This window comes from Tenacibaculum skagerrakense, assembly GCF_004345825.1.
In the GTDB taxonomy this organism is placed as follows: Bacteria; Bacteroidota; Bacteroidia; order Flavobacteriales; family Flavobacteriaceae; genus Polaribacter; species Polaribacter skagerrakensis.
Genome location: NZ_SLXM01000001.1, coordinates 326,187 through 338,575 on the forward strand (window position 1 = coordinate 326,187; position 12,389 = coordinate 338,575).

At 31.5% G+C, this 12,389-nt stretch carries 12 protein-coding genes; 1 reads left to right on the forward strand and 11 read right to left on the reverse strand.

Annotation, left to right across the window (positions count from 1 at the left end; translation table 11 throughout):
* Positions 1-56 precede the first annotated feature (56 nt).
* From EV195_RS01410 to EV195_RS01460, 11 genes are all read right to left on the reverse strand, one after another.
* Entirely contained in the window at positions 57-773 is a 717-nt protein-coding gene (locus tag EV195_RS01410) for a hypothetical protein (protein ID WP_132791873.1), read from the reverse strand.
* Positions 774-861: 88 nt separating this feature from the next.
* Positions 862-1,581: an SH3 domain-containing protein gene (locus EV195_RS01415; RefSeq protein ID WP_132791875.1), complete on the reverse strand. Its 720-nt coding sequence runs from the start codon at positions 1,579-1,581 to the stop codon at positions 862-864.
* Positions 1,582-1,706: 125 nt separating this feature from the next.
* A complete protein-coding gene (locus tag EV195_RS01420) occupies positions 1,707-4,814 on the reverse strand; it encodes a TonB-dependent receptor (protein ID WP_132791878.1) in 3,108 nt (1,035 codons plus the stop codon).
* A gap of 133 nt (positions 4,815-4,947) precedes the next feature.
* Positions 4,948-5,640 carry a DUF2064 domain-containing protein gene (locus EV195_RS01425; protein WP_132791880.1) on the reverse strand — a complete coding sequence of 231 codons (693 nt, stop codon included), beginning with the start codon at positions 5,638-5,640 and terminating at the stop codon, positions 4,948-4,950.
* Positions 5,641-5,879: 239 nt separating this feature from the next.
* Complete coding sequence (gene arsM, locus EV195_RS01430; protein WP_132791882.1) at positions 5,880-6,848, reverse strand: arsenosugar biosynthesis arsenite methyltransferase ArsM; 969 nt, start codon at positions 6,846-6,848, stop codon at positions 5,880-5,882.
* 211 nt (positions 6,849-7,059) lie between these two features.
* Positions 7,060-7,875 (reverse strand): purine-nucleoside phosphorylase, encoded by an 816-nt coding sequence (locus EV195_RS01435; protein ID WP_132791885.1) that lies wholly within the window; start codon positions 7,873-7,875, stop codon positions 7,060-7,062.
* The gene (locus EV195_RS01440) at positions 7,872-8,459 is read right to left on the reverse strand and encodes a TIGR04282 family arsenosugar biosynthesis glycosyltransferase (protein WP_317128194.1); all 588 of its coding nucleotides are present in this window, start codon (positions 8,457-8,459) and stop codon (positions 7,872-7,874) included. Before EV195_RS01440 ends, EV195_RS01435 begins: the two co-directional genes overlap by 4 nt.
* A gap of 10 nt (positions 8,460-8,469) precedes the next feature.
* On the reverse strand, positions 8,470-8,964 hold the full coding sequence (locus tag EV195_RS01445; RefSeq protein WP_132791889.1) for a rhodanese-like domain-containing protein: 495 nt from the start codon (positions 8,962-8,964) through the stop codon (positions 8,470-8,472).
* Between the two features lie 76 nt (positions 8,965-9,040).
* A complete protein-coding gene (gene arsS / locus EV195_RS01450; RefSeq protein WP_132791892.1) occupies positions 9,041-10,096 on the reverse strand; it encodes an arsenosugar biosynthesis radical SAM (seleno)protein ArsS in 1,056 nt (351 codons plus the stop codon).
* A 143-nt stretch (positions 10,097-10,239) separates the two neighbouring features.
* The gene (locus tag EV195_RS01455) at positions 10,240-10,575 is read right to left on the reverse strand and encodes an arsenosugar biosynthesis-associated peroxidase-like protein (protein WP_086029663.1); all 336 of its coding nucleotides are present in this window, start codon (positions 10,573-10,575) and stop codon (positions 10,240-10,242) included.
* 59 nt (positions 10,576-10,634) lie between these two features.
* Entirely contained in the window at positions 10,635-11,345 is a 711-nt protein-coding gene (locus tag EV195_RS01460) for a DUF547 domain-containing protein (protein WP_132791895.1), read from the reverse strand.
* Positions 11,346-11,500: 155 nt separating this feature from the next.
* Here EV195_RS01460 and EV195_RS01465 point away from each other — a divergent pair, with 155 nt between their 5' ends.
* A complete protein-coding gene (locus tag EV195_RS01465) occupies positions 11,501-12,337 on the forward strand; it encodes a DMT family transporter (protein WP_243693044.1) in 837 nt (278 codons plus the stop codon).
* Positions 12,338-12,389: the final 52 nt, after the last annotated feature.

Sequence of the window (12,389 nt, forward strand, 5' to 3'; positions counted from 1 at the left end):
TTTAAGTAAAAAAACTTTTTTTAGATATTAAATTACAAGTTCATTTAGATAATTTTTTACTTTTTCCATTTATTAAAGTATTCTCTTAAGGAATTAAATCTCTTTGGTTCTTGAATTAATTCATGATACCATGTAGGTTCAAGGAAATCTCCTGTTGAATTTTCATCACTATTATCGTCCCAATATAATTTCTTGGCTTTGGCAATTTTATCCAACCAAACTTGTTGAGGTTTTTTAATTATTTCAATTGAAATGATATCGGACATAGCAATCTTTTCGGCTAGCTTCTCCGTTTTATCATATCTCAGATGATATTCTCTAGGCAGTTCTTTAAAAAGCGGAATCGAGTCAAATAATTTATATGTAAACTCATTAGTCTTTTTAGTAACTAGTTTTGGGCCTTTGGGATCTATTATAATATTATTCTGTTCTTTTTTCGAATAATAATGATATGGAGTATGAGCGATAAAATATGCTCGCTTTGCTTTAAAAGAGTTGTAACCTACATTAAATGTTCCATCTTTGGTTTTCTGAAGTTTGTAAAAATTAAAATCATACAATATTCTATTATTTGAACTATCATCGATTTCAAAATAAAATCCATTTGAGAACATCCCATAAAACCCACCATTAATAAGTGTTATAAATCCTTCGTGAGATATATTGTCTTTGGTAGTAATTTTACAAACTCCTTGTATAGAAGGATCACCCATATCTGCAGATGAGGTATTCAATAACCCTAGACATATGATAAATAGAATTAAGTATTTCATAGCGTTATTATTTTATTAGGCGAATATACTTATCATTATTTTGACATCGTCAAATCAAATTAATATTTTAATTATATCAAGTCTTTTCTTAACACCCACAATATAAATCCACAATTGTATTGCTTTCAGTTTCTTTTATTTTATAATAACAACCAGCAGCAGCTTCTTTCGGTTCAAATTTTGAATTATTGTCTTTCCATACATTTTGATCAACCCCCATTTTGTTTACCTCGTAAATTTTCTCAATCCACTTCATAAGGTTTTTTCTATTTACTTTAATTGTAGCGCCACCGGCTTCTTTACATTCAAATAGTTCAAAAGTAATTCCTGGCTTAAAATCTTCAGAAAAAGAACAAATTTCTGATTCGTTCCAGTCATAGTGTTTTACATTGTATTTTTTACCTGATTTCTTATAATTGCTCGATAAAAAATGATAAATCACTTCGGTTCCTTGGTCAGACTTATGCAGTTCTTTTAGTTGCGAAACATTCGGTTCTATTAAACTAAAAATCCCTTCTTTTACTAAAAATCCGCTAAAAACATAACCATTTTGAGTTCCGTCTAATTCTTCAATAAGAAACCATTCTCCTGAAATGTTCTTACCATCGTCTTTAATGTCTAAATAGATGTTCGTTTTCTTGATTATTTTAACAGCAGCCCCATATAAAAGCTTACCAATTTTTTTTGATTTGGTATCAGGTTTTTCTCGAACTATTAAACCATTTTCAGCGTTCACATAACTAATATCTTGAGCTATACCCGAAATAGTTGTGATAAAAAAGAATAGCGATATAAGTGATTTATTCATTTTATCTGAGTTTTAAAGTTAAACCTTTACTAATATAGTTGATTATTTTCGGAATCATGAAGAAGAGGATGTTTTACAAAAAAAACCAGCAAATTTTGCTGGTTTATGAATCTTTAAAACGGTTTTTAAAACTGATATTTCAATCCTAATTGCGCTTTCCATCTCGAATTTATCACATCAAGCACCCAAGGTTTTGCATTTTCTTCTAATGTAAATTGATATACAGGTTCATTATTTTGAACGCCCTTAAATTCTAACAAGCTAAAGTTTGAATTTACAACATTTGGTACAAAAACTAAACGTCCCCAATTTTTGTTTAACAAATTCAATACGTTAAAAACATCAAAACTCACCTGTAAATTATCGTTATTTTTAAAGGGAATATTCAATACAAATTTTGCATCTAATTGATGATTCCAAGGTGTTCTTCCGCCATTTCTCTCAGCGTAACTACCTCTGTTTTCTCTTAAATAATCATTACTATTTATGAAATTATCTAATCGAGTCCATTGTTCTTGAGCAGACACTAAAATAGTTCCGTTAGTATCTGTAATATCGGCTAATTGAATTTCACTTTGGTTAGCTGGAATGTATACCAAATCGTTTCTTGAAGATCCATCTCTATTTACATCTCCTTGATAAACCACAGAATAAGGATTTCCTGATGTTCCTGTGTATAAAGTAGAAACTTGTAATTGATAGTTATTCTTAAAATCGAAGTTATAGCTATGAGAAGAAACAATTTTATGACGAAGATCAAAGTTAGAAAAGGATACATCTGGATTGTTAGAGTCTATTGCTTGATTCCATTCGAAATTTGCTGCAGACGAATTTCGTACTGTACTTGATATATCTTTACTTTTTCCATTTGTATACCCTAAGAATCCAGCATAATTTTCTGTTTCTTTTGAAAGTCCGAAATTGATATTGTAACGATATCCTCTATCTGTATTTTTTAATAAAAATACGTTTGTAAAATTATCATTTACTCTTGTTCCGTTATAAAATTGACGATTATCTGCCCCCGAGTAATTTCCGAATTCTTGACGTCTGTTTATCGATTGGAAAAAGATTCCTTTTACTACATCAGTATACGTTGCTTCTACAGAAAAACGAAAATTTTGAGGAAGCTTGGCTTCAAAACTCAATCGAGTTTTCCATTCTCTTGGCAATTCAAAATCGTTATCAATTAAGTTTATTTCAGTTAATCCTGGTTGTTGATTGGCTAAAACACCTAGATTTTCTTCTAATTGAACAACATTTCCATTCGGTCGAATATCCACATTAAAATAATCAGTACCAGAAATATATTCGGCATACGCAAACCATAAATACGGAATTCTTCCTGTAAATAATCCACTTCCTCCGCTAAGTGTATACTTTTTATCCTCATCCAAATTATAGGTAAAACTTAGTCTTGGATTGATATGTGGATTCACGTCAATCTTGTTAGTAAACTGAATAAATTCAGGAGTATTTGTTACCAACGGACTTAAAGGTAAATCATCCAATAATAATTGATTATCTAAACGAATTCCTGCATTTACCGTAAAGTGATCGTTGATTTTAATGTTATCTTGAACGTAAAATGCAGATGTAAGGACATCTATTGTTGCAGATGGTTGGTTATTCACAAAGTCAAAGCTGTTGTTAGAAACATGATAAACACCACGAATTCTAGATGGCATATCGTTTAAAAAATCATTAACAGAATTGTAGGCCCAACGCCCGTTCCATGCAGTTAAAAACCCATAGTCTATATCATTAAATTGTAATAAAAACCCACCAGTAATGGTATGATTATTTTTATAGTAGGTAAGTTTATCTGTTAACTGAAACGTATTCAAATTTGTGTTATAAATTGAAGCTTCTCTATACGTTCCAGCGAAAATTCTATTCGAAGAATCGTTGATTTCTAAATGTGGAAAAACACGACCATCATAAGAACGATCTTCTTTTACTTTGTTATAACCCAAGGTTAAAATGTTAGAGGTGTTTTCTGATAAACTTGAGTTTAACTCGAATGTTGTACTATTTAAAATGCTGTTATGGCGATATCCTTGATTCCCAAAGTTAAATACGGCCTGATTCCATTCTAAATTGTCTGCGAAACTTTTTACAAAGTTGTTCCTTAAGGTCAGTTTGTGATTTTCAGATAAATTATAATCTAAACTCGCGAATATTTTCGTTGAAGCAGTTTGAATATCAGCATTCTCAAAAGCACCCGGATCATAATTATAATCGTTTCTTAATTTATCGGCAATGTCAATTACTGTAGCCTGATCAATATTAGATGCATTGGTTCCAGGAGCTCCTAACACTGGAGTTTTACTTATTGCTTGCTCTACGTTTAGGTAATAGAATAATTTATCTTTTTTAATAGCACCACCTAGTCCAGCACCAAACTGAACATCATAAAAGCTATCAACATTTTGTTCAGTTCCTTCTGCAAATTTCCCAATTAAAAGCTGATTGTTTCCGTATCCATAAACTTCACCTTGCGTTTTATTGGTACCGTTTTTAGTTACCACATTAATATTGGCTCCTGTAAAGTTTCCGATACTAACATCAAACGGAGCTATTTTTACAGAAAGTTCTTTAATGGCTCCAAAACTTATAGGCTGACTTCTAGAAAGGCTTCCTGGTGTTCCATTGGCTGACGATCCTGAAGCGCCACTTGCAGGTTCTTGAAAACCAACTACATCATTACTTGCAATTCCGTCTATATTAAAGTTGTTAAAACGATTACTTGCACCACCGAATGAATTCAAATTTGCATTAGATAAATTGCGTGTTACATCTTGAACACTTCTACTAATTGATGGGGTTTTAAGTAGTTGTTTGGTTGATATATTTCGCGTTCTTTTAGTCGCAGTAGCATTGATTATAACTTCATCTAAATCAGTACTTTCTTCAAATAGAATGATATCTAAAGTTGTTGTTTTCCCTAAGTTGATTTTAATGTTAGATTTCTGATACGTGTGAAAACCGATAAATTGAATTTCAAGTTGATACTGATTTCCAGGAGGAATATTTGCAATTAAATAATGACCAGTTTCTTGAGAGGTTGTCGTATATTTTGAGTTGGTATCTAAATCAGTAAGAATAATAGCTGCATAAGGAACAGAGGTTTTCGTATTATCAGTAATTTTTCCTTCTAGAATACCAGTAGTTTCTTGTGCAAAAGTGAATTGTAGCGTAAATAATAAAACTATAAAAATTGAAATTTTCATGTTTGTAATACTATATTTAGTAAATGAATTGGTTTGATTTTTAGTCACAATAATTCCATGTTAAGAACTTAGACGAAGCATTATGCATGAAAGTTCTACTGATATAAATACAGTGACATAATAATTGAGTTTGTTATGAAATAAAAAGGAAAGGAGAGCCTTTGTTACAAGTGTTAGAGGAGTATGTTGGAGTGTAAATATTGAAAATTTCTACAATAAACTCTTTAGGAAAAAAAAGAATTGAGAATATAAGATGTCTCAGAATTAGATTAGTATTTCTGAATCTATTGATGAAATAAAATAAATCTTTTGTTTCATCAATATCCTTTAATACTTCAATACGCTTAGTAATGTGCTTTTTTGATGTTAAATAATTTTCTAAAGCAGTAAAAAGAAAATTGCTTTGCCAAGGGAGCTCTTGAAATTCTTCCTTATTGAAAGTACTTTTTGAAAGAGTAATCAAATAAGAACCACCATCCATAGAAGGGCCTAAAGTGAGAATTTGATGTTGAAGATTTTCTTTAGCTATTAGTAAATGTTCTGTTTTTAAATCTGGAGTGTCGTTTCCAATGGTAATTACAGCATCATAACCTTGTTTAAAAATGGATTCTATTGCATTACTAAAGCGTTCACCAAAGTTTTTTCCAACCTGATTTACATCTGAGAAAAGCAGAACATCTAAACCTGTTTGTTTAGCTTTTGAGAGTGTTTCTTCATTGAAATATTCATACAGGTTTTTAGAACCTGATATATTCTTTTGTTTCAATTCTTCTTCAGGAGAATTGGCAAAGAGTACAATAGCGGTATGAATATTCTTGTGATGCATTCGTTAGTTTCGAAGCATTCAGTCGAAGGAAGTTCTATTAAATTACAATAGGAAGGCTAAAAAATAAAAACTGTCTAAAAAAACTACTAATGGTCAAACTGAACTTGTTTCAGTTTCTCATCATACTTGGCAAATAAGACTTGATAAGATTCTGAAATATCCCGAAACTTCGGGACAGAATGACGTTCTAAGATGCTTTTTAGACAGTCTGTTTTATAAGATTTTAAATCAATGTTGATTTAACAACATCCTCCACCATCATAATGAAAAGTGGATTCTGAAATGAAAATATCTTTTCTTCCTAAATCGGCTAAAACGCCAGCTGTTTTATCGCAAATTGCTAAAGGTTGATTTTTAAGTAAAGTATGACCTTTACCATCATCGAAATATTCCTCTTCTCCGAAGTAAATTGCAGCTTTACCAGTAAAAATACATGGTCCGTCTTCTGGCATTGGATCTTTAATGGCAGCAACTTCAATTGACTCAATATAAATTAATTCTTCAGTCGGATAATTTACAGGGTCTAAAATTCTATATGGTTTTCTAGCTCTAATTTCTATTGTTCCGAAACCAGCATCCGTTAGCATTTTTACATATTCAGCAATTGGTAAACTTCCGCTTAAACATAAAGCACGTAAACGCTCATCATTACGTAATGTTTCATTCATTGGTTGTTCACAAGTTGGATCACTCATAACTAAACGTCCGTGTGGTTTTAAAACACGATACATTTCAGCAATAGCTTTCTTTAAATCATCTGCTTTAAAAATATTAAACAAGCAGTTTTGTGCAGCAACATCAATTGAATTATCTTCAACAGGTAAATTCATTGCATCACCTTTACGTAGGTCAACAAATTCACTTTTGAACCAATCGTTTTGTTCCTCAGCTTCAATGAAGTTTTTACGTGAAGCTTCTAACATTTCATCAACTACATCTAAACCAATTACACCACCTTTATTTCTATTGAAATAGGCAAATTGTAGTAATTCCATTCCACCTCCAACACCAACATATAGCATTTTAGGATTGTTGGTTAAATCTCTTGCATGCACAGTAGAACCACAGCCGTAGTTCATTTCTTGCATAATTTTAGGGATTTTTAATCCTGGTAGTTCCCAAATAGGATTTGTAGTACAGCATAATCCAACATCTGGAGTTAATGCTGCTTCTTTATATACATCTTTTGTTGTTTCTAAATAACTCATATTGTTTAGTATTTAGTTCACAGTAAATAGTTGGCAGTAATTAGTACCTAATTTGTTTTACTGATATTTTTTTTAGTCTTATTATATTTATGAATTAAATTTTCAAATTACGGTAGCTGAGTGGAGTCGAAGCTATAACTCATTTTAAAAGTATGATTTCGACTTCGCTCAATCACCAAACATTATAATTTTCTAACTTCTAACTTCTAACTTAAAGCTGTTTTATCAATTCTTTAAAAAGTGTAACCAGTTTTGGTTCTGCTTTACCTGCAACTGCAATAATATCTGAAATATCAACAGGTTGTAAATTTTTAGGGTCGCATTCATCCGTTAAAACTGAAATCGCACAACAAGGAATATCTAATTGTTTAGCTACAATTACTTCAGGAACAGTACTCATTCCAACAGCATCTGTTTCTAGTATTTGAAGCATTCTGTATTCGGCACGTGTTTCTAATTGCGGACCTAATACACTTGTATAAATTCCTTCATGTAGCGTTATGTCGTTCTGTTTTGCAATAACTTTCAGTTGGTCGTTTAATTTTTTTGAATACGGTTCTAACATGTCGGCAAAAATGTTCCCGAATTCTTTTGCTTCTTTAAAGGCTAAAGGAGAACTGCCTTGTAAATTGATATGATCTTCAATTACCATTAAATCTCCTTTTTTGTAAGAAAGATTAATTGCACCTGCAGCATTTGAAATTAAAAGATTTTTAATTCCTAAACCCTGCATTGTTCTAATTCCATAAGTAACTTCCCAAGGAGTATAACCTTCATACAAATGAAAGCGTCCTGACATTACAACTACATTTTTACCTGATAATTTTCCGAAGATTAATTTACCAGAGTGAAATTCAACAGTAGCTTCAGGAAAGTTTGGAATTTCATTATATTGAATTTCCTGAGATATTTCTATATGGTCAACAAGTTTACCTAAACCAGTTCCCAGTACAATTCCCACTTCTGGTGTTTCAACATTTCTGTTGGTTAGATATTTTATAGTTTCTTGTAGCTGTTGTTGTTTCATGAATTTAAAAATTGTGTAAATGCTGGATGATTTTGAATGTCTTCAATAACATCAACATCGTTAAGTATAGGCAATAAAAATACGCTTTGTTTTTTTAAGTCGTTCAAAGTGGCTTCGCGAACAGATGAGGTTCCCCAATCTTTATTTTTAAAAATATCAGGATAAACTTGCTTTGCGGCTAATAAATAATATCCACCATCTTCTGCTGGACCGATAACAACATCATTTGAGTCCAATTGATGAAAAGCTTCCTCGATATGATGCGATTCTAAATCATACAAATCGCTCCCAATGATGGCAACTTTTTTATATCCCATTGAGAAAGCAGCAGTGAATGCATTTTGCATCCGCTTTCCTAAATCATCGCCTTCTTGTTGTAATTTTTGAAATACGGTAGCATCCCATATATCATTATCTCTTATCTTAACAGAATAAAACACAGCTTTGTCTGATGATACTTGCTGTGTTACTTCTTTTGTTCTGTTTAATAAGAATTTATAGATCTCTAGTGCTTTTTCATTACCTAAAGATTTTGCGAGTCGAGTTTTTACCTTTCCTAGTTCTGGGTTTCTGGTAAAAATCATCAACAAATTTTTACTCATATATTTTTATTCCTTTTGTTAGCCACACGCCCCATTCTTTATCAAAAGCATGGACTTCTTCTGTGGGTTTATTGTTTTTGTTTACAACAGAATTCCCTTTATTTTTCCATTCGAAAATACCACCGTATAAGTTGAAAACGTTTTTGTATCCAGCTTTTTTAAGTTGCTCTGCAATATCCTCTGAACGAATACCTAATGAACAATATACTACTATTTTGTTGTTTTTATCTTCAGGTAATTGTTGTATTGTTTTTTGTAAATCGAAATGGTCATACCCAACACAAATAGCTTTATTTAGATGGCTTACTTCAAACTCTCTTGGTTCTCGAGCATCTAATAACACTATGTTTTCATCTTTATCATTCAAATTTTCAACATGAATATAAGGAACTGATTCTTGGTTGAATTTTTTCAATAGTTGTTTTAGATTCTTTTGAGAAAAAGAATTTAACGATGTTAAAACGATAAGAAAGATTATTTTTTTCATTCTATAAACATCTCGACTGCGCTCGATGTGACATTTTAATTATTACATCGACTAATTATCAAATTTGCTAATTAAATTACGCTACAGTTCCTTGACAACTACTTCCTGCTCCTGCAGTGCAACCATAACAGTGTTGGTTGATAATGATAGTACGTTTACTCAACAACTCTTCATTATATTCTGAAATGTGTTTTACTTTACTAGCGACTTTCAAATTCAACATTTGATTAAAATCACAGTCATATAACCAGCCATCCCAGCTTACAGAAAGCGTATTTGTACACATTACATTTTCAACAGCCATTGGATTATAAGCTTCAACTAATGCATACATATAATCCTCATAATTTTCAGAAGCAATTAAGTAATCCAAAAATCTACTAATAGGTAAATTAGTAATTGCAAATAAGTTATTGAAAACAATTCCAAAATCTTCTGATAAGGCCTTTTTAAAATCACTTTCTAAAGCAGCTTGATCACCTGGTAAGAAAGCTCCCGAAGGATTATAAACTAAATCCAATTGTAATCCAGAACCTTCTTTTCCGTAACCAACTTCGTTTAGCATTTGTAAAGCTTCGATTGATTTATCAAAAACTCCATCACCACGTTGCTTATCTGTTTTTCCACGTGTCCAGTGTGGCATTGAAGAAACAACATGAACATTGTGTTTTTTAAAGAACTCTGGTAAATCGTAATATTTTTTATTAGCACGAATAATGGTAAGATTAGATCGCACGATAAAATCTTTAATTCCTGCTTTTGAAGCTTCTTCTACAAACCAACGGAAATTAGGATTCATCTCTGGAGCTCCACCTGTTAAATCTAAGGTATGCGCACCAGTTTTTTTTATGACCTCCAAGCACTGTTCCATGGTTTCTTGTGTCATGATTTCTTTTCTATCAGGACCAGCATCAACATGACAATGCGCACAAACTTGATTACACATATAACCTAAGTTGATTTGTAGAATTTCTAATTTTTTAGGTTGTAAAGGAAATTGATTTGTTTCCTTAATTTTTTCAGCAAAGGTTGGTAATTCGCCATCTTTAAAAATTCCATTTGACAGAATTTCTAATTGGCGTTGTGTATTTGCTAAATCGTTATTTCTTGCTAAAAGGGATTTCTTCATTATTTAATTTTTGTCAGGTCGAGCGCAGTCGAGACCTAATTAAACAACCTCTCGACTCCGCTCGAGGTGACAATGTGTTTCAGATCCCAACTTTCGTTGAGATAAGTAATTTCTAAAATTTAGACTTCGCTAAACTTAGAGTTTACTTACATTTCTAATTTGTTCACTTTGTTCATCATTTGAACACCGTGAACTAAAGTAGCACCACTTTTAATTGCTGCTCCAACGTGAATGGCTTCCATCATTTCTTCCTTTGTGATTCCACGTTGTAAACCATCTTTAGTATACGCATCAATACAATATGGACATTGTTCAGTATGCGCAACAGCAAGTGCTATTAAACTTTTTTCGCGAGCAGTAAGTGCTCCTTCTTCAAAAACTTTTCCATAATAATCAAAGAACTTGTTACCAAGCTCTTCACTCCATTCGGTTATTTTTCCAAACTTTCTTAAGTCGGCGGGATCATAATATGTTTTAGACATGTACTTTCTTTTATGTTTTTTTATACTGAACTCGTTTCAGCAAAATGAGAATAAAAATACTACTTTCCGTTTAGATTCCAGTTATAAGGTAAATGCTGAATTTTAGCATCTGTAGCTACAGGCTCATTTGCATACTTGTTAATATAGTCAACAACAGAACCTTCTTTAGTGAAATCTCCTTTAAACCAATTAAAGATTTCAGAAATTTGAATAGCATTCTTTTTCTTGAGGTTGTTACGTTTAGAATCATTGATAAACTGTTTCATTAAGCTCTCTAGTTCACTATCAATGTTTGCTTCAGTAAAAGCTTTGTTATGTAATTTAGGGCAAGATCCAGAGGCACAGTTAACACCTACGTGAATTCTTGGGTCAAATAATTTTTCGCGTAAAATGTTATGTTCGATGTGATCTAACGTGTATGTTTTTCCACCTACAACAGCAAAAGGAATTTTCCAAGCGCTTTTCCCTTTCTTCTTAATGTTCATTATACTTTTTACAGGATAATTATTTAAGATCAATTTTATAGTATAAGCATTGTAAGCATTAATCCAAAAAGCTTTTTGCTTGTTCTTAGACCAAGAAGCGTTAGGAGTAGTTTTTTCTAAATAGGTCAAATAGGTGTTAAGCGTAGCTTCGTCCTTTTTCAAGGCCTTGTAGTTTACATTTCCATTAACATCAACATGCTTATTTAATAAACCATTAAAAATACTTGTTTGAGCAGAAATAGTTACAGATAAGAAAAGGACAATAATTGGGATTAATTTTTTCATAATTATCTTGATTTGTGGATTTAGACGCAGATACATTTTAAACTTTACAAAGAATATTCCAAAAAGTTTTTATTTCCATTTTTGAGAGACTTTTGTAATTATAAGTTCTGACAGAATTATGGTTTTAAATAAAGAAGTCTGTTTACATTAGTAGCATGAAAAAGGCTATAATTTTTATGGTGATTAGTGCGTTGTCATTTTCAGTGTTAAACATACTTGTAAAAGATTTGCGTCATTATAATGTATATCAAATTGTGTTTTTTAGGTCTGCAATTACGCTTTGTTTTACAATTCCTTTATTGATAAAGAATAACATTAAACCACTAGGTAATCAAAGAAAATTGTTAATAGCAAGAGGAACTATTGGTTTTGTAGCTATGACACTATTTTTTGCATCGCTACAATATTTAAAAACGGGAACAGCAGTTTCTATTCGTTACATCTCGCCAATATTTGCGGCTATTTTTGCTGTTTTTTTATTGAAGGAAAAAATAAAATGGAACCAATGGATGTATTTTGGAATATCTTTTCTTGGAGTGTTGATTTTAAAAGGTTTTGATACAGATGTAAATACAATTGGTTTTTTGATTGTTCTGGGGTCTGCAGTGTTAACTGGTTTGGTATTTATGTTAATTAGAAAAATTAATACCAGAGATCATCCCCTTGTTATAATTAATTATTTTATGGGAATATCTGCTTTTATAAGCGGAATTTTCACCCTTTTTTACTGGAAAACTCCAACTGATTTAGAATGGTTAACATTTATAAGTTTGGGTGTTTTTGGTTTTATAGGACAATATTACATGACCAAAGCTTTTCAAACTTCAGAAATAAATAAATCGGCGCCTTTAAAATATATCGAAGTTGTATTTACAATGTTGGCTGGTGTTTTTTGGTTAGATGAAAAATATACAATTATTGGTTTACTAGGAGCAGGAGTGGTGATTACAGGTGTGGTGTTAAACACAGTTTTTGTCGCTAGAAATAAATAATCTTGATTTTTAAAAAGGTAAAAATAAAAAAAGCCGAAACATTTTGTTTCGG

Excerpts from the sequence above, each read along its gene's own strand:
- EV195_RS01435 (WP_132791885.1), bottom strand. The coding sequence starts at position 7,875 with ATGAAACAACAACAGCTACAAGAAACTATAAAATATCTAACCAACAGA.
- arsM (WP_132791882.1), bottom strand. The coding sequence starts at position 6,848 with ATGAGTTATTTAGAAACAACAAAAGATGTATATAAAGAAGCAGCATTA.
- EV195_RS01440 (WP_317128194.1), bottom strand. The coding sequence starts at position 8,459 with ATGATTTTTACCAGAAACCCAGAACTAGGAAAGGTAAAAACTCGACTC.
- EV195_RS01455 (WP_086029663.1), bottom strand. The coding sequence starts at position 10,575 with ATGTCTAAAACATATTATGATCCCGCCGACTTAAGAAAGTTTGGAAAA.
- EV195_RS01460 (WP_132791895.1), bottom strand. The coding sequence starts at position 11,345 with ATGAAAAAATTAATCCCAATTATTGTCCTTTTCTTATCTGTAACTATT.
- EV195_RS01420 (WP_132791878.1), bottom strand. The coding sequence starts at position 4,814 with ATGAAAATTTCAATTTTTATAGTTTTATTATTTACGCTACAATTCACT.
- EV195_RS01415 (WP_132791875.1), bottom strand. The coding sequence starts at position 1,581 with ATGAATAAATCACTTATATCGCTATTCTTTTTTATCACAACTATTTCG.
- EV195_RS01410 (WP_132791873.1), bottom strand. The coding sequence starts at position 773 with ATGAAATACTTAATTCTATTTATCATATGTCTAGGGTTATTGAATACC.
- EV195_RS01465 (WP_243693044.1), top strand. The coding sequence starts at position 11,501 with ATGAAAAAGGCTATAATTTTTATGGTGATTAGTGCGTTGTCATTTTCA.
- EV195_RS01425 (WP_132791880.1), bottom strand. The coding sequence starts at position 5,640 with ATGCATCACAAGAATATTCATACCGCTATTGTACTCTTTGCCAATTCT.
- EV195_RS01445 (WP_132791889.1), bottom strand. The coding sequence starts at position 8,964 with ATGAAAAAAATAATCTTTCTTATCGTTTTAACATCGTTAAATTCTTTT.